Consider the following 22,668-nt stretch of genomic DNA (forward strand, 5'->3'; position numbering starts at 1 on the left):
CCAATGTCCAGCAAAGGGCTGCTCAATATCCGAGCGCCAGCCCGTCCTTGCGCGGATCGGAGGCGCCGGTCAGCGTGCCTTTTTCCCAATCGATGAATACAGCCTGCCCGCCGCCAAGCGGATGGTCTGGCTCGACGACGCGATGGCCCCGGCGGCGGAGACCTTCGACGGCATCGGCGCGCACGCTGCGCTCGGCCTCGACGACATCGTGGTTGTAGAAGACGCGCGGCGCGTCCAGCGCCTGCTGCGGGTCCATGCCGAAGTCGATCATGTTGGTCAAAAGATGCACATGACCAAAGGGCTGGTAGCCGCCGCCCATGACGCCGAACGGCATCACCGCGCGGCCATTCCTTGTCATCATGCCCGGCATGATCGTGTGCATCGGCCGCTTGCCCGGCGCTATTGCATTCGGGTGCTTGGGATCGAGCCGGAAGCTGGTGCCGCGATTCTGCAGCACGACACCCGTCTTCGGGCCGACGACGCCGCTGCCGAAGGAATAGTAGGTCGAGTTGATGAAGCTCACCGCGTTCAAGTCGCGGTCGACGACGCTGATGTAGACCGTATCACTGCCCGGCAAATCGACGCGCGGCAGATGCGTCATGGCGCGCTCGCGGTCGATCGCGACGCGCAGCCGGTCGGCATAGGCAGCGGAGAGAAGCTCCTTCACCGGCACCGCGACGTAATCCTGATCGGCAATCAGATTGTCGCGATCGCGATAGGCCAGCCGCCCGGCCTCGATCTCCAGATGCAGCCGGTCGGCGCCATTCGGATCGAGCGCGCCGAGCTCGAAGCCGGAGAGCACGTTCAGCATCAGGAGCGCGGTCAAGCCCTGGTTGTTCGGCGGCATCTGATGGATGTCATAGCCGCGATAGGAGGTACCGACGGGCGTCTTGTAATCCCCCCTGGTCGCAGCGAAATCGTCCAGCGTATGCAGTCCGCCAAGTACACGAAGCCGCCCGACCAAATCCTCCGCGACTTCGCCTTTGTAGAAGCCGGCGCGGCCTTTTTGGGCGATGATGCGCAGCGTCTCCGCCAGTTCCGGCTGGCGATGGATATCGCCGGCCTTGGGCGGTTGACCGCCCGGCAGGAAGATTCGCGCCGCCACCTCGTCGGCCGACAGATCGGTTTCCGGATCAGCCCAGTCGAAGGCGACGCGGTCGTGCACGACATAGCCGTTCTCGGCGTAGTGGATAGCGGGAGCGAGAGCATCGGCGATCCCCTTGCGGCCATGGTCTTCGAGCAGCCGGCACCAGGCATCGACGGCGCCGGGAATGGTCACCGCGTGCGCGCCCTGCTTCGGCAGCTCGCTGAAGCCATGCTCCAGGTACCAGTCGACCGTTGCGGCGTTCGGCGCGCGGCCCGAGCCGTTGAAGGCGATCACCTCACCCTGCCCTTTCGGGCAATAGAGGACAAAGCAGTCGCCGCCGATGCCGGTCGATTGCGGCTCGACCACGGCCTGCACTGCCGCCGCGCAGACCGCCGCGTCCATGGCGTTGCCGCCGGAGCGCAGCATCTCAACGGCGGCAAGCGTCGACAAAGGATGCGAGGTCGCGGCCATGGCTTCGGTGGCGCGGACCGGCGAGCGGCCTGGGTACTGGAAATCACGCATGCGGTTCTGATTATCCCTCAACTTCAACGTCCGCGGCCGAAAAGCTGGGCGGCGGACAACAAAACGATCGATAGCACGATCAGGCAAGTCGAAATGGCGGCAATCGTCGGATCGATCTGATCGCGCAGCGCGTTGAACATGCGGCGCGTCAGCGTCGTGGTCTCGCCACCAGAGATGAAGAGCGACACCACAACCTCGTCGAACGAAGTGATGAAGGCAAACAGCGCGCCCGACACGATCGAGAAGCGCAGCTGCGGCATGGTCACCTGGAAGAAGGCGGCGAAGCGCCCGGCGCCGAGGCTGCGCGCCACCATCTCCTGGTTCATGTCGTAGGAGCGCAGCCCCGACAGGACGGTGAGTACGACCAGCGGCAGCGCTTGCACCGTGTGGGCGATGACGAGCCCGGTCAGCGTGTTGTTGAGGCCGATGCGGGCGTAGAGGAAGAAGGTGCCGATGCCGATCAGGATGACCGGGATGATCAGCGAGGCCGTGAGCAGCGCGTTGATGGCGCCCGTCAGCCGCAGCGTGCCGGCATTGATGGCGTAGGCGGCAGCGGTTCCGAGCGGCGTTGCGACGATCGCCGTCATAACCGCAACCTTGACCGAAACGACAGTGGCGTCTCGCCACTCGACGGAGCCGAAATAGCTCTCATACCAACGCAGCGACCATTGCTGCGGCGGGAACTGCAGCAGCGTCGAGCCGGAGAAGGACATGATGACGATGATCACCGAAGGGGCGATCAGGAACAGCATGACAAGGCCGCCCAGCAGGTAGAGCCAGAGGCGTTGCCGATGCGAGATGGGCAGGCTGTTTTCCGCGCTCATCGCCGGCTCCATACGCCGGTGGCGCGCGCGCCGAGCAGCCATTGGAAGAGGCCGAGCAGGGCCAGCGTGACGGCAAGCAGCACGACGCCGAGCGCGGCACCTGCGCCCCAGTTGGAATAGAGGCTGGTGGCCTGTTCCATGCGCATTGCCCACATGATGACCTTGCCGCCGCCCATCAGCGCCGGCGTGACGAAGAAGCCGAGGCAAAGCACGAAGACGATGACCACGCCGGAGGCGAGGCCGGGCAGCGACAGCGGGAAGAATATCTGCCGGAAGGTGGCGGCCGGGCTGGCGCCGAGATTCATGCCGGCGCGCAGGCAGTCGACGTCGATCGTCTTCATCGAGGCGTAGAGCGGCAGCACCAGGAACGGCAGCATGATGTGGGTCATGCCGATGACGACGCCGGCGAAATTGTTGGCGAGCGGCAGCGGCTGGCCGATCACGCCGAGGTCGATCAGCCAGTTGTTGATCAGGCCCTTGCGCTGCAGGATGACCAGCCAGGCATAGGTGCGCACCAGCACCGAGGTCCAGAACGGCAGGATGACGAAGATCAGGCAGATCGAGGCCGCGCGGCGCGGCAGTTGCGAGAGCATATAGGCCAGCGGATAGCCGAACAGCACGCAGGCGCCGGTGACGACGAAGGCAACCTCGAAGGTCGTGGCGAAGGTCTTGATGTAGGACGCCTGCTCGAAGAAGCGCGCGTAGTTGGCGAGGCTGAGTTCACCGGTCTCGTCGAACAGCGAGAGCCAGAACAGCCAGCCGATTGGCACGATGATGACGGCAAAGACCAGGAACAAACCAGGCGACAGCAACGCCAGCAGTCCCAGCGCCTGACGCCGGGCATCGGCGCGCAGCGCATCGGCGTTCAGCACGCCGTCCGGCCTGCCGGCATGATCGAGGCTGGCGGATCCGACGCTCATTGATCCGCCACCAGCACGACGTCCTGCGCATCGATGCCGAGCGTGATCGGCTCGCCCGGCGCCGGCAGCTTCGCCAGCACGTCGGAGCGGCAATAGTCGCGCAGCGTCACCTGCCGGCCGTCCCGGAGCGCCGCGTAGCAGATGAAGCTGTCGCCCTGATAGATCACGTCGCCGACGGTCGCCGCCAGCATGTTGAGGGCTCCGGCCTGTTCCCCGTCGGCGACCAGCCGCAGCTTTTCCGGCCGCACCACCATGAGGTGCCGGCCGACGGCCGGCACGGGATCGTTCATGCGCAGCTTTCTATCACCATGCCAGATGCTGCCGTTACGGCATTCGACTGGGATGAAGTTGGATTCGCCGATGAAGCCGGCGACGAACTTCGTCTTCGGCCTGGCGTAGAGCGCTTCGGGCTGGTCGATCTGCTCGATGCGACCGGCATTCATGACGGCGATGCGGTCCGACATCGTGATCGCCTCGCGCTGGTCGTGCGTGACGTAGACCGTCGTCATGCCGAGCCGGCGGTGCAGGTTGCGCAATTCGATCTGCATATGCTCGCGCAGGCCCTTGTCAAGCGCAGACAGCGGCTCGTCCATCAGCACGATGCGCGGCTCGAAGACGATGGCGCGAGCCAAAGCCACGCGCTGGCGCTGGCCGCCGGAAAGCTGGTCGACGCGGCGCTCGCCGAGGCCTTTCAGTCGCACAAGGTCCAGCGCCCTCTCGACACGCTCGGCCGTTTCCGCCGCCGACACACGCCGCTGCTTCAACGGAAAAGCGATGTTGTGGAAGACGTTCATGTGCGGGAACAGCGCGTAGTTCTGGAACACCATGCCGATGTTGCGCTTGTGCGGCGGCATGGTGATGATCTCATCGCCACCGACCTTGATGGAGCCGGCATTGGCTCGCACGAAGCCCGCCAGGATCATCAAGAGCGTCGTCTTTCCCGAGCCGGACGGACCGAGCAGTGTCAGGAACTCTCCGGCGGCGACATCGAGGCTGAGATCGCTGAGGATGGAGACGGCGCCGAAGCGCTTCTCGATGCCGTGGATGCCGATGGGAAGCGCGGACGGCGCAAGAGACAAGAGCATCTCCTTCAACTCCGGATCATTGTCGGCGAACAGTGCGGAGCGGCGCTTCGGGGGCGCCGCTCCGGCGGGCCCGCTATTGCTGGATCAGGTTGTTGAACTTCTCGGTCGCTTCGACGAGGTTGTCGCGCCAGAACTCCGGATCCTGCAGCACCTGCTTCTTGACGTTTTCCGGCGAGGAGTTGATGTCCTTGATCCGCTCCGGCGGGATCTTGCCGGTCTCGAAGGCCTTCTCGTTGGCCGGGCCGTTGTCGACATAGAGCGGCAGGTTGGCCTGGAGGTCGGGGCTGACGAATTTGGCCAGCGCCTTCATGGCGATGTCCTTGTTCTTCGAACCCTTCGGGATGACCATGCAGTCGGCGGTCAGCACGCCCTGGTCGAAGGAGAAGCTGACGGGCGCGCCTTCCTTTCGCAAAGTGCCGGCGCGGCCGTTCCAGATGCTCGCCATATCGACCTCGCCGTCCTTGACGAGCTGCATGGCCTGCGCGCCGGAGGTCCACCAGGCATCGATATGGCCACGGACCTTGTCGACGGATTGCAGCGCGCCGTCGATGTCGACCGGATAGACCTTGTCGATCGGCGTGCCCTTGGCGAGGGCGGCGACGCTCAGCGTTTCCGTCGCCTGGCTGCCGGAAAGGGCGCGGCGGCCGGGGAACTTCTCGACATCCCAGAAGTCGGCCCAGCTCTTCGGTCCCTTGTCGCCGAAAACATCGGTGCGGTAGATCAGCACGACGGAGGTGTAGGAGATGCCCACCCAGTCGTCATGGACGAGCTTCGGGTTGATGCCGCTTTTGTCGATTAGGTTGTAGTCAAGCTTCTCGAACAGGCCTTCCTTGGAACCGCGCGCGCATTCGTCGGCGCCGAGCTCGGTGATATCCCATTTGACTGCGTTGCCGGTGACCTGCAGGCGGACGTCGTCAAGGCCGTTGGTGGTGTCCTGCTTGATGGTGATGCCGAGGTCCTTCGCCGTCGGATCGAAGAAAGCTTTGGTTTGCGCTTCCTGATAGGTGCCGCCCCATGAGGCGACGGTGATGGTGTCGGCGGCCGATGCCGGAACGGCGACCGAAGCCAGCAGGCCGGCAAGGCCGTGAATGCAAAGTCTCTTCGTCATTTTTCGCTTCTCCAACCGGTGTTCCCGTTATCGTTGATTTGGTATGCGAATTTGTATACAATTTTGAGTGTAATTCGTAGGAAGCCGATGTCAACACGAGTCGTGTGTTTTTCGGCGGCGATAAAACGAGGCTCGGCTCGGAGCGCCTGTTTCTGGCGAAACGGTCCTGTTTCAAGCAGGCGCTAAAATGCACTAGACTGTGATTCTGCGATGGACCGTTGGAGGCGGGACGCTTGAGCAAGGAACGGAAAAACACGCTGCGCGACTCCGTGTTCGAGAAGCTGAAGGCGATGATCATCACCGGGCAGATCCCGCCGGGCGGCCGCGTCACGGAAAACGAGATCGCCGAGCGCCTGAAGGTGAGCCGCACGCCGGTGCGCGAGGCCTTCAACCGGCTGGAACGCGACGGTCTGGTGATAGGGCGCCCGCGCCAGGGCTATGTGGTTGCCGAATTCAACCTGACCATGTTCCGCGAGGCCTTCGACATCCGCGAGCTGCTCGACGGGCGCGCGACCGAGCTGGCGGCGGCCAACGCGAGCGCCGCCGACAAGGCGAAGCTGCGCGGCATGCTCGCCGAATGTGAGCGGCTGGCGGCGATCCCCGACCGCAGCACGCGGGAGAAATTCGAGGAATTGCAGGTCGGCATCGACCTGCACCGGGTGATCGCCGAGATCAGCGGCAACGAGATGCTCTACGGCATGCTCTGCGGCATACTCGACAAGTGCCAGCAATATGTCTGGACGGAGCTTCTTTGGCTGGATGAATGGAAGCCCACCCGCGAGGAGCACACCGGCATCGTCGATGCGATCTGTGACGGCGATGTCGCTTTAGCCGGCGAGCGCGCCCGCGCGCATGTGCGCGGCTCACGCGAAAACATCCTGCGCCTGCTGCAGGCCAAATCCGACTATCAGGGGTTCTTCGCCAAGGCGTCCTGAACCAGGCGCTCTATCGCATCAGCTGGGAAGCATCGGGCAGTTGGCGCCGTGCCGCAGGCTGATATGCGCGACGTCGCCGACGCGGAATTGAGAGCCGTCGGCGCGGCGCGGCGCGTCGATGACGATCGAGGTCCCCTGCCCCAGCTCGGCGTGAAGGCGCAGTGTGCGGCCGTGAAAGACGATGCCGCTCACCCGTGCCGGCGCTGTGCCGTCGGCGGCCTCGGTGGCTGCCAGAAGATCCTCTGGACGCACGCCAAGGGTGCGCGTATCGCCCGCGGCCGGCATCTCGCCGGTGTCGGAAATAGCCTCCAGCGGCAGCGTGCCGGCGGTAAAGCGCAGGCGCTCGCCGTCGCGGGCGACAAAGCGCGACTGCAAGAGATTCATGGTGCCGATGAAAGAGGCGACGAAGCGCGTCGCTGGCCGGTCGTAAAGTGTTGCCGGCGGCGCGATCTGCTCGATGCGGCCCTTGTTCATGACGACGATGCGGTCGGAGATCGACAGCGCCTCGGTCTGGTCGTGGGTGACCATGACGAAAGTGGTGCCAAGCCGCGACTGCAGTCGCTTCAGCTCCACCTGCATCTGCTCGCGCAGATGCGCATCGAGCGCCGACAGCGGCTCGTCGAGCAACAGCACGCGCGGCTCGCAGACGATGGCGCGGGCGAGCGCCACGCGCTGGCGCTGGCCGCCTGACAGCTCGGAGATACGGGCGCGCAGCTTGTCGGCGAGGCCTACCATGTCGAGCGCTTCGCCGACGCGACGCGCCTGCTCGGCGCCCGACAGCTTTCGCAGCGACAGGCCGAAGCCGACATTGGCCGCGACATCCATGTGCGGGAACAACGCATAGTCCTGGAAGACGGTGTTGACCGGACGGTCGAAGGGCCTCAGGCCCGTGATGTCGCAGCCTTCAAGCTGAACCCTGCCGCTGGTCGGGCTCTCGAAGCCGGCGATGACGCGCAGGCTCGTCGTCTTGCCGCAGCCGGAGGGGCCGAGCAGAGTGAGGAACTCGCCCGGAGCAATATCGAGGTCGACGGCATCGAGGCCGACCACTCCGCCCGGAAAGACCTTCGATACTTTCTGAAGCCGGACGAGCGCATCAGGCGCCATCGCGCACCTCGGACGGCTTGGTGGTGTTGACCCAGAGGATCTGGCAGCGCTCGGCGCCGGGGTTGCGGAAAGCGTGCAGCAGCGTGCTCTTGAACGCAAAACTGTCGCCGGCCTTGAGCAGGTAGGTCGTCGCATCCACCACCAGCTCGACTTCGCCCGTCATCACGAAGCCGAATTCGTGGCCGGCATGGGCGTATGCCTCGGCAGTGCCGCCGCCGGCCTCGACCGTGACCAGCATACCGGTGAGCGTCGCGGCGGGCGGCGACAGCAGCGCCTTGGCGATGCCTTCCGACTTGACCGGGATCGCGCGCCGCTTGTCGGCGCGCACGCAATAGAGGTCGTTGACCGCCTCGTTGCCGTCGGTGATCAGCGCGGAGGGTTCGATGTCGAGAGCGGCGGCAAGCGGCCAGATCACCTTGACGCGCAGCGAGGACATGCCGCGCTCGATTTGGCTGAGCGCGCCGATGGATATGCCGGCCTTGGCGGCAAGCTCGGCCAGCGACAGCTTGCGCTCTAACCTGAGCGCCCGCACGCGCCGGCCGACGCGCACATCGGCCTCGTCCTTCGGCCTGTCGGCGGCTTCGTCGAAAATGTCCATGCGTTCGTCCTCGTTGTCTTTCCCTTCTCCCCTTGTGGGAGAAGGTGGATCGGCGCGATAGCGCCGAGACGGATGAGGGGTGTTCCAGCGGAGTGAGACGTTGGCTTTCCCTGGAACACCCCTCATCCGGCCGCTGCGCGGCCACCTTCTCCCACAAGGGGAGAAGGGGGCGTCTCAGCTCACCCGCCGGCCTTCACCTTTTCGAACATCTTGGCGACGTCGTCATTCTGCTTCATCGGTCCGGTGAAGATGGTGCTCTTCAGCATCACGTCCGGGTCCGCCGGCAGCTGCAGCTTCTCCAGCTCGTCCTTCGACACGCCGGCGAAGGCGGTTGAGAGCGAGCTGCCATAGCCATAGGACTGGATCAGATACTTGCCCGAGTCGGCATCGAGCCGGCTGTTGATGAAGTCATAGGCGAGGTCGACGTTCTTGGCGTCCTTCAGCATGACGAAGCCGCAGGCCCAGGTGAGCATGCCTTCCTTCGGCTTCATGAATTCCACCGGGACGCCCTGCTTCTTCAGCGAGGTGGCGGACGCGTTCCAGGTCATGGCCGCGACCAGCTGGCCGCTCGCCAGCGCCTGTTCCACCGAGGTCATGTCGGTGGTGTAGCTCGACAGCAGCGGCCGTTGCTCGCGCAACTTCGCGGCGACCTTCTCTATCTGCTCAGGCGTCATGTCGAAGGGGTTCACGCCTGCCAGAAGTGCGGCGACGATCGGCGTGTCGTGGACGGCGTCGATGGTCGCCATGCGTCCGGCATATTGCTTGTCCCACAGAAGGGTCCAGCTCGCCTCGGGGTTCTTCACCAGATCGGTGCGGTAGAGGATCGAGGTGTTGCCCCAGTCCCACGGCACCATCCAGACCTTGCCATCGCCGACCTGCAGGTCGGGCAGGTTCTTGAAAACCGGGAAGATCGAATCCCAGTTCTTGATGCGCTTGGTGTCGATCGGCTGCAGCAGGCCTTCCTTGTTCCAGCGCGCCACCTTGTCGTAGCAGGGATGCGCAATGTCCGGCCGGAAACCGGCCTTGACCTTGGTGAAGGCATCGTCGTCATCGCCGAAGATCGTCGCCTCGACGCCGTCCGGATGCGCGGCGAGGAAGCTCTTGTTGAAGTCCGGCAGCTCGTAGCCCGACCAGGTGAAGTATTGCAGCTTGTCGGCGGCCAAAGCGACGGTCGACGACAGGGCCAATGCCAGTGCGGCAAGGCCGGTCCGGGCTCTGTGTCCGGCGATCGATTTCAGGTGGAATGTCATTTTCGTTCTCCTCTTCTTTGTTGTGGTTCAGGCTGGATTGCGGCGCGCGGCGCCAAGACCGCGATGGCGCAGGATTTCGGCGAGGGCGGCGATGATGAAGGACACGGTGAGGATCACAGTGCCGAGCGCCATCACGGTCGGCAGCGAGCGCGGGAAGCGAAGCTGGCTCCAGATGTAGAGCGGCAGCGTCGGCTCGGTGCCGGCCAGGAAGAAGACGACGATGAACTCGTCGAAGGAAGTCAGGAAGGCGAGCATGAAGGCCGACAGCACCGCCGGCATACTCAGCGGCAGCATGACGCGCCGGAACGTCGTCCAGTCGGAGGCGCCGAGGTCGAGCGCCGCCTCGCGGATGGTTTTTGGAATGGCGGCGAAGCGGCTGCGCATCACCACCACCGTCGTGGGCAGCGCCGCCAGGATATGGCCGAGCACGATGGCGACGCGCGACGGGCCGAGGCCGATAAGGTTGACCAGGATAAGCAGCGAAATACCGACGATGACGCCGGGAATCAGGATCGGCAGCCGGGCGACGGCGCTGATCGTGGCCGCGAGCGGCGAGCGGCCGTAAAGGTCCATATAGGAGACGGTGATGCCACAGAGCGTCGCGCCGGAGGCGGCGATGACGCCGATGACCAGGCTGTTGGCCAAAGCGCCCGAAAGTGCGGGATTGCCGTAGAGCGTCTCATACCAACCGAGCGTAAAACCCTGCAGCGGAAATGCCGCCTGGATGGAATCGTTGAAGGAAAACAGCGGGATCAGCAGGATCGGCAGATAGAGGAAGACGAGATAAGCAAGCACGTAGAGGCCGAGCCAGCGGCCGCCTGCATTTGCCTCTGTGCGCGCTTCGCTCATGTGCGGCTGCCAAATCTGCGGTCGGCGCCGCGCGCGACCAGCACCACGCACAGGATCACCAGCATGACGCAGACCGAGAGCGCCGCCCCGAACGGCCAGTCATTGGCCTTGCCGAATTGCGACTGAATCAGCGTGCCGATCATGGTGCTGGTCGGGCCGCCGACCATCGCCGGCGTAACATAGTCGCCGACCGTCGGCACGAAAACGACGAGCGCTGCTGCCAAGACGCCAGGCATCGAGTTCGGCAGCACGACGCGGCGGAACGACGTGAAAGGTCGCGCGCCGAGATCGGAGGCGGCTTCGAGAAGTGATTTCGGAATGGTGTCCAGCGCCACGTAGATCGGCAGGATGGCGAAGGGCGCGTAGGCGTGAGCGAGCGTCACCACCACCGCGGCCGGCGTGTTGAGGAAGGCCAGCGTCGGCTCCGACCAGAGGCCGCTTTCGATGAAAGCCGAATTCAGCACGCCATTATAGGCAAGCACGATCTTCCAGGCGAAGACGCGCAAAAGATAACTGGTCCAGAACGGCAGCGTGACCAGGAAGAGCAGCAGGTTGCGTCGGCGCCCGGCATGGAAGGCGAGGTAGTAGGCGACCGGATAGGCGGTGACGACGGTTGCCAGCGTCACCAGGCCGGCGATCACCAGCGAGCGCAGCGTCACCGTCCAGTAGAGCGGATCGGTGGCAACGGTGACGAAATTGGCGGCCGTCAGGCCGGCGCCGAGCAGTGAGCCGTCATTGCTCCTAAAGGCGAGAAAGATCACCAGGCCGAGCGCGAACAGGATCAGGAAGAAGGTGACCAGCCCGCCCGGCAGCAGCATGGCGAAACGGAAGACCGGCGAGATGCGGGATTCCGGCGATGGCCGCGCTGCAACGATGGTCGACATCTGAGTGCCTATTGGGGGCTGCCCATCGGATTTTTGAAATCGTCCAATGCTTTTTCATATTCATGAAACTGTCAAGTAGAATCGCTTCTGCGCTGCACGCGTTCGGCGTCAGCGCTCGAATGCGTCGAGCATCCGGTACCAGGCGATGGTCGCGGCGACGCCGACCTGGCGGAAGGCGTGGAACGGGATCGGCCGGATCGGCGAAAGCAGGAACGGCAATTGCCTGGTATCGCCGCTCGCCAGATAGTTCGCCATGCGCTTGCCCAGCGCGCTCATCAAGCCGACGCCCCTGCCCTGGCAGCCGACCACGGCGAGCAGGCCCTTTTCCGGTTCATGCAGATGCGGCAGGTGATCCGGCGTCATCGTGACGCGCCCGAACCAGCGCTTTTCGATCGCGATGCCGCCAAGCGCGGGATAGAGGCGAATGAGCGCGCGTTCGAGATGCGCCCAGTCCGCAGCGCTGGACGGCAGGGCCATGCGGCCGCGGCCGCCGAGCACCAGCCGGCCATCGGCGCTCTTGCGGTAGTAGACGAGAATGCGATGCGAATCCGAGACGGCTTGGCCATCGGGCAGGATGCTGGCGCCGAGATCAGCCGGTAGGGGCGCCGTGGCGATCTGGAAGGAATGCAGCGGCACGATCGTCTGCGCAAGGCCGGGCAGCAGGCCGTCCGTATAGGCATTGGTGGCGAGCAAGACCGATTTCGCGTGCAGCTCGGCGCCGCCTTGGATCGAAACCCGCCAGAGGGCCGCTTGCTTGCCGAGTTTCACCACCTTCTGCCGTTCTGCGATCTTCGCCCCGGCAGCCGCGGCGACGCGCGCCAGCTCCAGCGTGTAGGAAAGCGGATCGACGACGCCGGCGCGGCGGTCGAGCCAGCCGCCGAGATAGCCCTTGGCGCCGGTCATCGCCGCGATCTCGGTCTGGTCGAGCAGCTTGACGTCGGCGCCGCGCGCCCGCCACTGCCGGTCGCGATTGGCCGCCGCCTTCAAGGCGGTTTCAGTATGCGCGGCCTGTATCCAGCCGTTGCGTGTGAACGGCACCGCGAGCTTCTCGTCGCAGATCACATCGAACACCGCATCGGCCGTCGAGGCGGCGAAGTCGACCAGGGCATCGCCGCGCTCCTTGCCGAAATGCTCGATCAGCCATTCCGGATCGTATTTGAGGCCGGGAATGACCTGACCGCCATTCAAGCCGGACGCGCCCTGCCCGATCGCGCCGGCATCCAGCACCTGGATCGAAAGCCCGGCGCGGGCCGCATGCAAGGCGGTCGACAGGCCCATGATGCCGCCGCCGACGATCACAGCATCGAGCGTGCCGCCGGCCGACAGCTCGGACTGGAATGCCGGAGCTGTCTGAGGCTTCCGCCAGATCGGATCGGAAAAGGCTGCAGGCAAGGATCACCTAGCGTTCGACGCTTCATGAAAATTCTATTTTAGATTTCACGAATTTGAAAGCGCGTTTCACTTGGGCCAGTCTGCCTATGCTTTGAGACAGCAAGCCCGTTGGCCCACAAACGATGCCATCAACGGGATAGACGTTTGGGCAAAATCCGGGGAAAGTGCCGCCCGCAAAATCGAGAGGAGACAAGACGATGACCGACCCAACCCACCTCCCTGCCGATGGTCTTTTCGTCGGCCGCGTCAGGACCGGCGAAGCCTCCCATCCGCGGGTTGTCACGGTGCGAGGCGGCGAGGTCATCGACATCACGTCGAACGCCGCGCCCACGGTGCGTGACCTCTGCGAGCTGAAGGATCCGTCCGACTATGTGCGCTCGGCCAAGGGCAAGACGATCGGGTCGCTCGAGGAGATCGCGGCCAACAGCTTCGAGGCGAAGCGCAACGCGAAGAAGCCCATCCTGCTTTCGCCAGTCGACCTGCAGGCGGTGAAAGCTTCAGGCGTGACCTTCGTCGTCAGCCTGCTCGAACGCGTCATCGAGGAACAGGCGCGCGGCTCGGCGGAAAAGGCCGACGCCATTCGCGCCGACATCGCCGGATTGATCGGCCACGACCTCTCGAAGCTGAAACCCGGCTCGCCGGAAGCGATGGAGATCAAGGCGAAGCTCATTCAGCGTGGCGCCTGGTCGCAATATCTGGAAGTGGGCATCGGTCCCGATGCCGAGATCTTCACCAAGTGCCAGCCGATGGCCTCCGTCGGCTTCGGCGCCGATGTCGGCTTGCATCCCGTCTCCACCTGGAACAATCCGGAGCCGGAGATCGCCATGATCGCCGACAGCTCGGGTCGCATCGTCGGCGCCACGCTCGGCAACGACGTCAATCTGCGTGACGTCGAGGGGCGCTCGGCGCTGCTGCTCGGCAAGGCCAAGGATAACAATGCCTCCGCCGCGCTCGGACCGTTCATCCGGCTCTTCGACGAGACCTTTTCCATTGCCGACGTGAAGCGCGCCACGGTGCGGCTCAGTGTCGAGGGCGAGGACGGGTTCTCGCTGGAGGGCGCAAGCTCGATGGCGGAAATCAGCCGCTCGCCGGAAGAACTGGTCAAGGCGGCGATGGGGCCGCATCATCAATATCCGGACGGGCTGGCGCTCTATCTCGGCACAATGTTCGTGCCGTCGAAGGACCGCGGCGAGAAGGGCAAGGGTTTTACCCACAAGGTCGGCGACATCGTCACCATCTCGTCGGAAAAGCTCGGCGCGCTGGTCAACCGCGTGCGCCTGTCGCCCGATTGTCCGCACTGGACCTACGGCGCCAGCCATCTCATGCGCGACCTTGCCGGGGCCGGACTCCTCTAGCATCGCACCGGAGCCCGTTAGACCACATACGGTCCGGCAACTGACGGGCCGACGGCACCGCTTGCCCAGGAAAATAGCACCTGAACTGATGCAATCTGATGGGATTGCTGATGGCGCGCTTCGCTGTGCCAACATCCATTGGCGATGAAGGCTTGTCAGCGACCGAAAAAGGGAATGCTCTAATGCATCCGGTCGGCGCTGGCAGGAGATGCGGTCCTTGGGGCCCATCGCGCCTGATGTGGAGGAAAGTTTTCAACATGGGAGGAAATCGAATGCTTTCGAGGCTGAAACTGCTCGTGCTTGGCTTGATCGCGGCACTCGCCATTCCGGCGATGGCCGAGGCCAAGACGTTCTACTGGATTTCGCATGGCGGCCCCGCCGATCCGGTCTGGACCTACTTCCTGGCCGGCGCCAAGCAATGGGCGAAAGACACCGGCAACACCGTGAACACCTCGTTCCACAATGGCGACGTCGCCTCGCAGCAGGAAGCTATCCGCGCCGCCATCTCGGCCAAGGCCGATGGCATCGCCACCACCAGCCCCGATCCGGGCAGCCTGATCGAACTGGCCAAGGAGGCGCGCGCGGCCAACATCCCGATCATCAACTTCAACACGCCCGACCCGAAGGCGAACTTCAACGCCTATGTCGGCGGCGACAACACGACGTTCGGCAAGCATTGGGCGCAATATCTGGTCGACAAGGGCCTGGTGAAGAAGGGCGACTTCGTCTGGATGCCCGTCGAAGTTCCCGGCGCCACCTATGGCGTGCAGGAAGAGGAAGGCATCAAGAGCGTGTTCGGGCCGCTCGGCATCACCTATGAGGTGACCGAAGCGACGCTCGACCAAGCCGAAGTGATCAACCGCATGGTCGACTACCTCACCGCCCACAAGGGCAAGGTGAAGGCGATTATCGGCCTCGGCGACCTCGTCACCGGCTCGATCAAACGCGTGTTCGACCAGGTCGGCGTCAAGCCGGGTGAGATTCCGGTCGTCGGCTGGGGCAACTCGCTCGACACCACCCAGGAAGTGCTCAACGGCTATGTCAACGCGGCGCAGTGGCAGGACCCGCAGGCGACCAGCTATGTCGCGCTGTCGCTTGCCGCGATGGCCTCTGCCGGCATTCCTCCGGGCTTCAACGTGATCACCGGCGCGCTCTATGAAAAGGACACCGCCGGCGTCTACGATAAGATCCTGTCCGGCAAGTAATCCGCGACCGATGGCCGTGGCCGCCTCCGCGGCCACGGCCATTCCTTTCGCCGGGCCTGCCGCCGCGCGGGCTTCAGCCAAGTTCATTCACGTCGCGGACTCCATGGAAAACCGTTCCTTCATCCAAAGTTTCATCGCGCGGCCGGAATTCGGCCCGCTGGTGCTGCTGATCGTCGAACTCGTCGTCTTCTGGGGCATCAATCCGGATTTCCTGTCGCCGCAGAACATCTCCAACATCCTCGCCTTCACCGTCGAGCTCGGCCTGATCGCGCTGGCGATGACCCTGCTGATGACATCGGGCGAATTCGACCTCTCGGTCGGCTCATTGTTTGGCTTCTCGCCGGTGCTGATGTGGACGCTGTTCAACGGCGGCGTCACTTCGCTGGAGATGGGTTTCGCCATCGCGCTGGTGGTCGCGGCCATCATCGGACTGGTCAATGGCTGGTTCGTCACCAAGCTCAAGATCCCGTCCTTCCTGGTCACGCTCGGCATGCTCCTGGTGGTGCGCGGCACCGCGCTGTTCGTAACCGACGGCTTTCCGCAGCGCACCTGGAGCGCCGAAGGAAGCTGGCTGGCGGACATGCTGGTCGGCGATTTCTACATCGGGCCGTTCCGCATCTATGCATCGCTGTTCTGGTTCATCGGCGCGGCGATCGTGCTGGGCTATGTGCTGACGCAAAGCCGCACCGGCAACTGGATCCAGGCGGCCGGCGGCAATCCCAATGCGGCGCGTGCGCGCGGCGTCAATGTCAGCCGCGTCAAGGTCGGCCTGTTCATCCTCTCGGCGGTGATGGCATCGCTGGCCGGCGTCATCTCGTCGCTGCGCACCTCGGCCGCCAACCCGAACAGCGGTACCGGCTACGAGCTCGAGGTGATCGCCATGGTGGTGATCGGCGGCACGGCGCTGACCGGCGGACGCGGCACCATCATCGGCACGGTGCTCGGCATCCTGATCCTGCGCGTCATGCGCAACGGCATCGTGCTGATCGGCGTGCCGGGGCTCGCCTACAACATCTTCATCGGCGCGATCATCCTTGGCATGATGGCGCTGCATTCATGGCTCGAACGCCGGCACCAGGCAGGGACTTGACCTATGGCCGAACCGCTCATCCGCATGACGAACATCCGCAAGTCCTACGGGCGCGTGCAAGCGCTGGTGGATGCCAACTTCCATGTCAACGAACGGGAGATCGTCGGCCTGCTCGGCGATAACGGCGCCGGCAAGTCGACCCTGATCAAGGTGCTGTCGGGCGCGGTGCCGCTGACCAGCGGCGATATCTTCGTTCGCGGCAAGAAGGTGGATTTCCGCAGCACCAGCGACGCCATCGCTGAGGGCATCGAGACCATTTACCAGGACTCGGCTCTCGTCACGCAGCTATCGATCGCGCGCAACCTGTTCCTCGGTCGCGAGCCGATCAAGCCGCCGCGCTTCCTCAACCGAATGGATCAGGAGGCGATGAACTCGGTGGCGCGCGACCTGCTGAAACAAGTCGGCATCTCGAAGAACATCCCGCCGACGACGCCGATCGGCTCGCTGTCGGGCGGCGAGCGGCAGGCGGTGGCGATCGCGCGCGCCATGCATTTCGACAGCGATCTCATCATCCTCGACGAGCCGACCAACAATCTCGGCGTCGCCGAGACGCAAGGCGTGCTGAGCTTCGTGCGCAGTGCCCGCGATTCCGGCCACTCCTGCATCTTCATCGCCCACAACATCCACCATGTCTTCCAGGTGGTGGACCGCATCGTGGTGATGCGCCGAGGCAAGGTGGTGGCCGACGACATCGACCCGAAGCAGACCACCGTCGCCGAGGTCGAGCGCATCATCACCGGCATGTCGGACAAGGAGATCCGCGACGCCATCGCCGAAGGCCCAAGACCGCATGGCTGATTTTAGCCTGGAGTTGATTTTGGCCTGACAGGCGCTCGCATCCCATCCTATGACTGGACCCATGAAAGCCACCGTAGCCGACATCGCCCGGAGCTGCGGCCTGTCGACCGCGACGGTCGACAGGGTGCTCAACAACCGTCCGGGCGCGAGTGCTGCCAACCGGCAGCGGGTGATGGAGGCGGCCAAGCAGCTCGGCTATCTGCCGACGCTCGACCAGGTCGTGCTGCCGTCGAAGCCGGCGCATCTGGAATTCTTCCTGCCGATCGGCAGCAACGCCTTCATGGCCGATCTCGCCCATCACATCGAAGACTATGCCGCGCGCCTGCCGCTGGTCGCCTCCTGCCGCATCCACAATCTCGCGGGCATTTCGCCCGGCGCGCTGCAGGGCGCGGTCGAGAACCTCTCGCTCAAGGCCAACGGCGTCGGCGTCATCGCCGTAGACCATCCGCGCACGCGCAACATCCTGCGCGAGCTCGTCGAGGCGGGCATCCGGCTGGTTACCCTCGTCTCCGACGTGCCGGCTGCACCCCGCTCGGCCTATGTCGGCATCGACAATCGGGTCGCCGGGCGCACGGCGGCGCTCTTGATGGGGCGTTTTCTCGGCGGCAGGACCGGCCATCTGGCGATGGTGGTCGGCTCGCGCTCCTATCGCGGCCATGAAGAGCGCGAGATGGGCTTCCGCTCGGTGCTCAGCGAGGAGTTCTCCAATCTCACCATTTCAAGCGCGGTCGAGATCAATGACGAACCGGATGCCAGCTACCGCGCAACCGTGCAGGCGCTGCACAACGAGCCGGAACTGCTCGGCATCTATTGCGTCGGCGCGGGGCACTCTGGCGTGGCAAAGGCTCTGCTTGAGGCCAAACCGCGCAAGAAGCCGATCTTCATCTGCCATGACCTGACGAAGGAAACGCGCCGGTACCTCGTCGACGACCTCGCCGACGTCGTCATCGACCAGAATGCGCGGCTGATCGCCGAGCAGTCGGTGATCCGCCTGCTCGGCTCGATCGCCTCATCGGCGCCGTACCTGACGAAGAAATTCATCGAGCCGCGACTGATCTTCAAGGAAAACGTGCCGGTTCAATGAGTTAGCGCGCCCTGGCAAACGCGCATTGTCCGGATTTGTCGGAGGATTGGTCGGCGATGCGACAATTCTGCACACCAGCTATGCAACTTTCATGATTGCCGAATCGTTGGGCAACGCTTATACATTTTGGTGTCGGCCATCTCCTCCTCCCAGATGGATGCCGACGATGAATGCGGTGCACCTCCTCCCGCGCCGTATTCGAAATCGAAGCCCGCTGCCTCCTCCTCCTCCCGGCAGCGGGCTTTTCTTTGTCCGCTCGGAACTCGGAACAGGTAGGCAGCGCGCTCAGCGCGCCCTGAAGGACGCAATCAGGCTCTCGGCCATGCGCACGAACTGCGCGCTCGGTCCTTCGGCGCCGACGCTCTGCATCGAGACGCGCGCGCCTTCAAGCAGCAGCGACAGCGTGTCGGCGAGAAGCTCCGCCTGGCCAATCCCGGCATCACGGCAAAGCGCAACGAGCTTTTCGCGCTGGGCTTCCTTCAGTTCCTTGATGACGCGCCTTGCCGGGTGATCGGTCTCGGTGAGCTCGACCGCCGCATTGGCCATGTCGCAGCCGCGGCTGTCGACGCTGAGCAGTTCCGAAGCCTTGCGGACCCAGGCGTGCAACTGGGCCAGCTTATCGCCCGGATGCTCGGCCTCGAACTCGTCCCATATCCTCGAGGCCTTCGCCGCCGTGGCGCGCAGGCATTCGATGACCAGTTCGTCCTTGGATTCGAAGTGACGATAGAGCGTCATCTTGTTGGTGCCGGCAGCCTCGGTGATGGCGTCGACGCCAACGCCCTTGATGCCGTGCTTGTGGAACATGTCCTGCGCCGTCTCCAGGATCCGATCCCGGGGGCGAGAACGCTCCACGACGCCGTCTGTCATCATGATCTCCTTTCGTCGTTTCCAAAAAACCCTCGGCCACCTCTTGACTAGGGTGTTACCGGTCTGTAACTTCTAGATGTTACTTACTGGTAACACCTATGTCGCCCGTCGTCAACGACAAGGCCCCCACCGATAGGCCCTGCCAGAGCGAGATAGGACAGAAGACCTGCCTGTCATGCGGCTTCGGCCGGTGAAATCGAGAAAAACGGTCCGCGATCATTCGATGCGGACCGCAAGCAAGGAGCCGCTCCTATGCAGAAGCGCAAAGATCTGACGATCGACGAAGCCATCCGGGATCCGATGATCCGGCTGGTGATGAAGGCGGACGGGGTCGATCCCAAGGCCTTCGAACGGATGCTGCGCTCGCGCGCGGCGGAACAGGCGCCGGGCGAAGTCCCGCCAGCCTTCCTGGAGGACTCCGGCTCCGGCCGGACCCGGCGCATGCGCCATTTCGCAAAACCGTTCGGCGAGGCATCCGCATCATGGTGAACTTCTTCATCCACCGTCCGATCTTCGCATCGGCGATCGCCATCATCATGGTGCTCGCCGGCGCTATCGCCTATTTCCTGCTGCCGGTCTCGCAGTTTCCCGACATCACGCCCCCGCAAGTGGTGGTGAGCGCCCATTATCCGGGCGCCAGCGCGCAGGTGGTGGCCGATACGGTCACCACGCCGCTCGAACAGCAGATCAATGGCGTGCAAGGCATGACCTACATGTCGTCGACGAGCTCGAATGACGGCTCCTCGACCATCACCATCACCTTCGATGTCGGCTATCCGCTGAGCACCGCGGCCGTCGACGTGCAGAACCGCGTCTCGCAAGCGGCATCCTCCCTGCCGGCCATCGTCAACCAGGGCGGCGTGACGATCAAGAAGCAGAACCCCAATTTCGTCTTGATCGTCGACCTCACCTCCCCGGACGGCTCCGTCGATCCGGTGGCGCTGAGCAACCTTGCCTATCTGCAGGTGGTCGACCCGCTGAAGCGGCTGCCCGGCGTCGGCGACGTGCAGATCTTCGGCGAGCGCCGCTATTCGATGCGCGTCTGGCTCGATCCGGACAAATTGGCCAATCTCGGCATCACCGCCGTCGACGTGCAGAATGCCATTGCCGAACAGAACGTGCAGGTGGCGGCCGGCAAGATCGGCCAGTCGCCGGCGCCTGCCGGCACCGCCTTCGAAATGCAGGTCAACGCGGTCGGTCGCCTCAGCGACCCGAAGGAATTCGGCGACATCGTCGTGCGCGCCGATCCGGCGAACGGCTCGCTTGTGCGGCTGCGCGACGTCGCCCGCATCGAGCTCGGCGCGCTGCAATATTCCTCATCCGCCTTCTTCGGCAAGGATCCGACCGTGGTGCTGGCCGTCTACCAGATGCCGGGCTCCAACGCGCTCGACCTGCAGCAGCGGGTCAAGGACAAGATGCAGGAGTTGTCGGCGCGCTTCCCGAAGGGCGTCCACTACGCCATGCATTACGACACGACGCGCTTCGTTTCGGCCTCGATGCATGACGTGCTGATCACGCTCGGCGAAGCTCTGGTGCTGGTCGTTGCCGTGGTGTTCATCTTCCTGCAGAGCTGGCGCACCACCATCATCCCGACCATCGCCATCCCCGTTTCGCTGATCGCGACGCTGGCCATCATGTACATGCTGGGCTTCTCGCTCAACATGCTCTCGCTGCTCGGCATGGTGCTGGCGATCGGCCTCGTCGTCGACGACGCCATCGTGGTCGTCGAGAATGTCGAGCGACAGCTCGAAGCCGGCCTCGCGCCGCTGGCCGCGACGCGCGCGGCGATGGCGGAAGTGACGGGACCGATCATCGCCACCACCGCTGTGTTGGCGGCGGTGTTCATTCCCGTCGCCTTCATCCCCGGCGTGTCGGGGCGGCTCTACAACCAGTTCGCGCTGACGGTGGCCATCTCGGTCGGCATCTCGGCCTTCAACTCGCTGACGCTCAGCCCGGCGCTGAGCGCAGCGTTCCTGCGCCATCGCGGCGAGACGCAGTTCGTGCTGTTCCGCTGGTTCAACGCCGGCTTCGACTGGCTGTCGCATGCCTATGCCCATGGCGTGCGCATCCTGATCAAGCTGCGCTGGGCGATGCTCGGCCTGTTCGCGGCCGGCCTGGTCGCCACCTATTTCGTCTGGCAGAAACTGCCCTCGACCTTCCTTCCCGTGGAGGACCAGGGCTATTTCTTCGTCGTCATCCAGTTGCCGGACGGCGCCTCGCTGGAGCGCACCGATGCTGTGGCGCAGAAGGCGCGCGACATCCTGCAGAACACGCCCGGCGTCGACATAGTCGGCTCGATCAGCGGCCTCAACTTCCTGACCAGCGCCGCGCAGTCGAACTCGGCGGTCGAATTCGCGATCCTGAAGCCGTGGGACGAGCGCGGGCCTGAGCAGAACGCCTCGAAGCTGGTCGAGCAGGTGCGGAGCAAGCTCCTGCAGATGCCGGAAGCCTTCGCGCTGTCCTTCGATCCGCCCTCGATCCCGGGCCTCGGCACCACCGGCGGCTTCGAGTTCCAGGTGGAGGATCTTTCGGGCCGCGGCAGCGCCGCGCTCAACGAAGTGACGCAGGCGCTGATCGCCGAGGCGCGCAAGCAGCCGGAGCTCAACCCGCAGCAGCTGTTCTCGTCCTTCTCGACCTCGACGCCGCAGTTCAACTACGACCTCGACCGCAGCAAGGCGAAGCTTCTGGGCCTCAGCCTGCCGGACGTGTTCAACACGCTGCAGATCTATCTCGGCTCGCTCTACGTCAACGACTTCAACCTGTTCGGCCGCACCTTCCGTGTGACCATCCAGGCCGACAAGGACGCGCGCGCCGACGCGACCGACATCTCGCGCCTCTACGTGCGCAACGCGTCGGGCGGCATGGTGCCGCTGAGCACGCTGGGCAGACTGGTGCCGATCGTCGGCCCCGAGACCGTGCCCCATTACAACAACAATGCCTCGGCTCTCATCAATGGCGGCGCGGCTCCGGGCTTCTCGTCCGGGCAGGCGGTGGCGGCGATGGAGCGGGCGGCGGCGAATGTGTTGCCGCGGGACTTCGGCTATGAGTGGACGGGCATCACCTATCAGGAGCTCAAAGCCGGCTCGATCGCCTCTGTTGTCTTCGGGCTGGCGATCGTCTTCGTCTTCCTGATCCTGGCGGCGCAGTATGAGAGCTTCGCGATGCCCTTCATGGTGCTGCTCGCCGTGCCGCTTGCCCTGTTCGGGGCTTTCGTGGTGCTCCTGCTGCGCGGCATGCAGATCGACGTCTACTCGCAGATCGGCTTCGTCATGCTGATCGGCCTGGCGGCGAAGAACGCCATCCTGATCGTCGAGTTCGCCCGACGGCGGCGCGAGGAAGGCCTGACCATCGTCGAGGCGGCGATGGAAGCCGCACGGCTGAGGCTGCGGCCGATCCTGATGACGGCTTTCGCCTTCATCCTCGGCGTGCTGCCGCTGATGTTCGCGACGGGCGCGGGTGCCGCCAGCCGGCAGTCGATCGGCACCACCGTCTTCGGCGGCATGGTGGCGGCGACGATCCTGTCGCTGGTCTTCGTGCCGGTCTTCTACGCGGTCATCGAAAAGCTGCGCGAGCGCGGCGGCGAGCAGGAACCTGCCACGGGGCGCCAGTATGCCCCGCACCAACAAGAGATTGAACCGACCGCCGAGCCGGCGCCTCAGCCGCTCGCCCAAGCGGCTGAATAGCTCGCCCAGGCGGCCGAATAGGATTGGA

Annotated in this window: 20 protein-coding genes; 8 read left to right on the forward strand and 12 right to left on the reverse strand. The window is 64.4% G+C overall.

Annotation, left to right across the window (positions count from 1 at the left end; translation table 11 throughout):
- Positions 1-22 precede the first annotated feature (22 nt).
- The 5 genes from ggt to EJ070_RS34480 all read right to left on the reverse strand — a co-directional run bounded on the left by ggt (position 23) and on the right by EJ070_RS34480 (position 5,546).
- Positions 23-1,609, reverse strand: a complete 1,587-nt coding sequence (gene ggt / locus EJ070_RS34460) for a gamma-glutamyltransferase (protein WP_126095325.1) — start codon at positions 1,607-1,609, stop codon at positions 23-25.
- Positions 1,610-1,632: 23 nt separating this feature from the next.
- Positions 1,633-2,433, reverse strand: a complete 801-nt coding sequence (locus tag EJ070_RS34465; protein WP_126095326.1) for an ABC transporter permease — start codon at positions 2,431-2,433, stop codon at positions 1,633-1,635.
- On the reverse strand, positions 2,430-3,353 hold the full coding sequence (locus EJ070_RS34470) for an ABC transporter permease (RefSeq protein ID WP_126095327.1): 924 nt from the start codon (positions 3,351-3,353) through the stop codon (positions 2,430-2,432). The genes EJ070_RS34465 and EJ070_RS34470 overlap by 4 nt, the downstream gene beginning before the upstream one ends.
- On the reverse strand, positions 3,350-4,432 hold the full coding sequence (locus EJ070_RS34475) for an ABC transporter ATP-binding protein (RefSeq protein ID WP_126095328.1): 1,083 nt from the start codon (positions 4,430-4,432) through the stop codon (positions 3,350-3,352). The genes EJ070_RS34470 and EJ070_RS34475 overlap by 4 nt, the downstream gene beginning before the upstream one ends.
- Positions 4,433-4,511: 79 nt before the next feature.
- Positions 4,512-5,546 (reverse strand): ABC transporter substrate-binding protein, encoded by a 1,035-nt coding sequence (locus EJ070_RS34480; protein WP_126095329.1) that lies wholly within the window; start codon positions 5,544-5,546, stop codon positions 4,512-4,514.
- 233 nt (positions 5,547-5,779) lie between these two features.
- Between EJ070_RS34480 and EJ070_RS34485 the strand changes: the two genes are divergently transcribed.
- Positions 5,780-6,481, forward strand: a complete 702-nt coding sequence (locus tag EJ070_RS34485) for a GntR family transcriptional regulator (protein ID WP_189350254.1) — start codon at positions 5,780-5,782, stop codon at positions 6,479-6,481.
- An 18-nt stretch (positions 6,482-6,499) separates the two neighbouring features.
- Here EJ070_RS34485 and EJ070_RS34490 read toward each other — a convergent pair whose 3' ends face one another.
- From EJ070_RS34490 to EJ070_RS34515, 6 genes are all read right to left on the reverse strand, one after another.
- Complete coding sequence (locus EJ070_RS34490; RefSeq protein WP_126095331.1) at positions 6,500-7,585, reverse strand: ABC transporter ATP-binding protein; 1,086 nt, start codon at positions 7,583-7,585, stop codon at positions 6,500-6,502.
- Positions 7,575-8,183, reverse strand: a complete 609-nt coding sequence (locus EJ070_RS34495) for a cupin domain-containing protein (RefSeq protein ID WP_126095332.1) — start codon at positions 8,181-8,183, stop codon at positions 7,575-7,577. Before EJ070_RS34495 ends, EJ070_RS34490 begins: the two co-directional genes overlap by 11 nt.
- 179 nt (positions 8,184-8,362) lie before the next feature.
- Positions 8,363-9,433, reverse strand: coding sequence for an ABC transporter substrate-binding protein (locus tag EJ070_RS34500; RefSeq protein ID WP_126095333.1), 1,071 nt, complete (start codon positions 9,431-9,433; stop codon positions 8,363-8,365).
- A gap of 27 nt (positions 9,434-9,460) precedes the next feature.
- On the reverse strand, positions 9,461-10,282 hold the full coding sequence (locus EJ070_RS34505) for an ABC transporter permease (protein WP_126095334.1): 822 nt from the start codon (positions 10,280-10,282) through the stop codon (positions 9,461-9,463).
- Entirely contained in the window at positions 10,279-11,166 is an 888-nt protein-coding gene (locus EJ070_RS34510) for an ABC transporter permease (RefSeq protein ID WP_126095335.1), read from the reverse strand. Before EJ070_RS34510 ends, EJ070_RS34505 begins: the two co-directional genes overlap by 4 nt.
- Before the next feature lie 108 nt (positions 11,167-11,274).
- Entirely contained in the window at positions 11,275-12,558 is a 1,284-nt protein-coding gene (locus tag EJ070_RS34515) for an FAD-dependent oxidoreductase (protein ID WP_126095336.1), read from the reverse strand.
- 197 nt (positions 12,559-12,755) lie between these two features.
- On the opposite strand from EJ070_RS34515, the gene EJ070_RS34520 reads away from it, so the two are divergent.
- From EJ070_RS34520 to EJ070_RS34540, 5 genes are all read left to right on the forward strand, one after another.
- Positions 12,756-13,913: a fumarylacetoacetate hydrolase family protein gene (locus EJ070_RS34520; protein WP_126095337.1), complete on the forward strand. Its 1,158-nt coding sequence runs from the start codon at positions 12,756-12,758 to the stop codon at positions 13,911-13,913.
- A 272-nt stretch (positions 13,914-14,185) separates the two neighbouring features.
- Positions 14,186-15,118, forward strand: coding sequence for a substrate-binding domain-containing protein (locus EJ070_RS34525; RefSeq protein ID WP_126095338.1), 933 nt, complete (start codon positions 14,186-14,188; stop codon positions 15,116-15,118).
- Positions 15,119-15,221: 103 nt separating this feature from the next.
- Positions 15,222-16,208, forward strand: a complete 987-nt coding sequence (locus tag EJ070_RS34530; protein ID WP_126095339.1) for an ABC transporter permease — start codon at positions 15,222-15,224, stop codon at positions 16,206-16,208.
- Between the two features lie 3 nt (positions 16,209-16,211).
- Positions 16,212-17,006 carry an ATP-binding cassette domain-containing protein gene (locus EJ070_RS34535; protein ID WP_126095340.1) on the forward strand — a complete coding sequence of 265 codons (795 nt, stop codon included), beginning with the start codon at positions 16,212-16,214 and terminating at the stop codon, positions 17,004-17,006.
- Positions 17,007-17,067: 61 nt separating this feature from the next.
- Positions 17,068-18,090 carry a LacI family DNA-binding transcriptional regulator gene (locus tag EJ070_RS34540; protein ID WP_126095341.1) on the forward strand — a complete coding sequence of 341 codons (1,023 nt, stop codon included), beginning with the start codon at positions 17,068-17,070 and terminating at the stop codon, positions 18,088-18,090.
- 285 nt (positions 18,091-18,375) lie between these two features.
- On the opposite strand, the gene EJ070_RS34545 is transcribed toward EJ070_RS34540, so the two are convergent.
- Positions 18,376-18,957 (reverse strand): TetR/AcrR family transcriptional regulator, encoded by a 582-nt coding sequence (locus EJ070_RS34545; RefSeq protein ID WP_126095342.1) that lies wholly within the window; start codon positions 18,955-18,957, stop codon positions 18,376-18,378.
- 252 nt (positions 18,958-19,209) lie between these two features.
- On the opposite strand from EJ070_RS34545, the gene EJ070_RS34550 reads away from it, so the two are divergent.
- Entirely contained in the window at positions 19,210-19,446 is a 237-nt protein-coding gene (locus EJ070_RS34550; protein WP_126095343.1) for a hypothetical protein, read from the forward strand.
- Entirely contained in the window at positions 19,440-22,640 is a 3,201-nt protein-coding gene (locus tag EJ070_RS34555; RefSeq protein ID WP_126095344.1) for a multidrug efflux RND transporter permease subunit, read from the forward strand. Before EJ070_RS34550 ends, EJ070_RS34555 begins: the two co-directional genes overlap by 7 nt.
- The last annotated feature ends 28 nt before the right edge of the window (positions 22,641-22,668 follow it).

The organism is Mesorhizobium sp. M1E.F.Ca.ET.045.02.1.1, from assembly GCF_003952485.1.
Lineage (GTDB): Bacteria > Pseudomonadota > Alphaproteobacteria > Rhizobiales > Rhizobiaceae > Mesorhizobium.

What these genes read in the sequence shown, in the direction of transcription:
- EJ070_RS34545 (WP_126095342.1), bottom strand. Translation starts at nt 18,957, where the DNA reads ATGACAGACGGCGTCGTGGAGCGTTCTCGCCCCCGGGATCGGATCCTG.
- EJ070_RS34505 (WP_126095334.1), bottom strand. Translation starts at nt 10,282, where the DNA reads ATGAGCGAAGCGCGCACAGAGGCAAATGCAGGCGGCCGCTGGCTCGGC.
- EJ070_RS34550 (WP_126095343.1), top strand. Translation starts at nt 19,210, where the DNA reads ATGCAGAAGCGCAAAGATCTGACGATCGACGAAGCCATCCGGGATCCG.
- EJ070_RS34530 (WP_126095339.1), top strand. Translation starts at nt 15,222, where the DNA reads ATGGAAAACCGTTCCTTCATCCAAAGTTTCATCGCGCGGCCGGAATTC.
- EJ070_RS34535 (WP_126095340.1), top strand. Translation starts at nt 16,212, where the DNA reads ATGGCCGAACCGCTCATCCGCATGACGAACATCCGCAAGTCCTACGGG.
- EJ070_RS34495 (WP_126095332.1), bottom strand. Translation starts at nt 8,183, where the DNA reads ATGGACATTTTCGACGAAGCCGCCGACAGGCCGAAGGACGAGGCCGAT.
- EJ070_RS34555 (WP_126095344.1), top strand. Translation starts at nt 19,440, where the DNA reads ATGGTGAACTTCTTCATCCACCGTCCGATCTTCGCATCGGCGATCGCC.
- EJ070_RS34510 (WP_126095335.1), bottom strand. Translation starts at nt 11,166, where the DNA reads ATGTCGACCATCGTTGCAGCGCGGCCATCGCCGGAATCCCGCATCTCG.
- EJ070_RS34480 (WP_126095329.1), bottom strand. Translation starts at nt 5,546, where the DNA reads ATGACGAAGAGACTTTGCATTCACGGCCTTGCCGGCCTGCTGGCTTCG.
- EJ070_RS34520 (WP_126095337.1), top strand. Translation starts at nt 12,756, where the DNA reads ATGACCGACCCAACCCACCTCCCTGCCGATGGTCTTTTCGTCGGCCGC.
- EJ070_RS34465 (WP_126095326.1), bottom strand. Translation starts at nt 2,433, where the DNA reads ATGAGCGCGGAAAACAGCCTGCCCATCTCGCATCGGCAACGCCTCTGG.
- EJ070_RS34525 (WP_126095338.1), top strand. Translation starts at nt 14,186, where the DNA reads ATGCTTTCGAGGCTGAAACTGCTCGTGCTTGGCTTGATCGCGGCACTC.
- EJ070_RS34500 (WP_126095333.1), bottom strand. Translation starts at nt 9,433, where the DNA reads ATGACATTCCACCTGAAATCGATCGCCGGACACAGAGCCCGGACCGGC.
- EJ070_RS34470 (WP_126095327.1), bottom strand. Translation starts at nt 3,353, where the DNA reads ATGAGCGTCGGATCCGCCAGCCTCGATCATGCCGGCAGGCCGGACGGC.
- EJ070_RS34540 (WP_126095341.1), top strand. Translation starts at nt 17,068, where the DNA reads ATGAAAGCCACCGTAGCCGACATCGCCCGGAGCTGCGGCCTGTCGACC.
- EJ070_RS34490 (WP_126095331.1), bottom strand. Translation starts at nt 7,585, where the DNA reads ATGGCGCCTGATGCGCTCGTCCGGCTTCAGAAAGTATCGAAGGTCTTT.
- ggt (WP_126095325.1), bottom strand. Translation starts at nt 1,609, where the DNA reads ATGCGTGATTTCCAGTACCCAGGCCGCTCGCCGGTCCGCGCCACCGAA.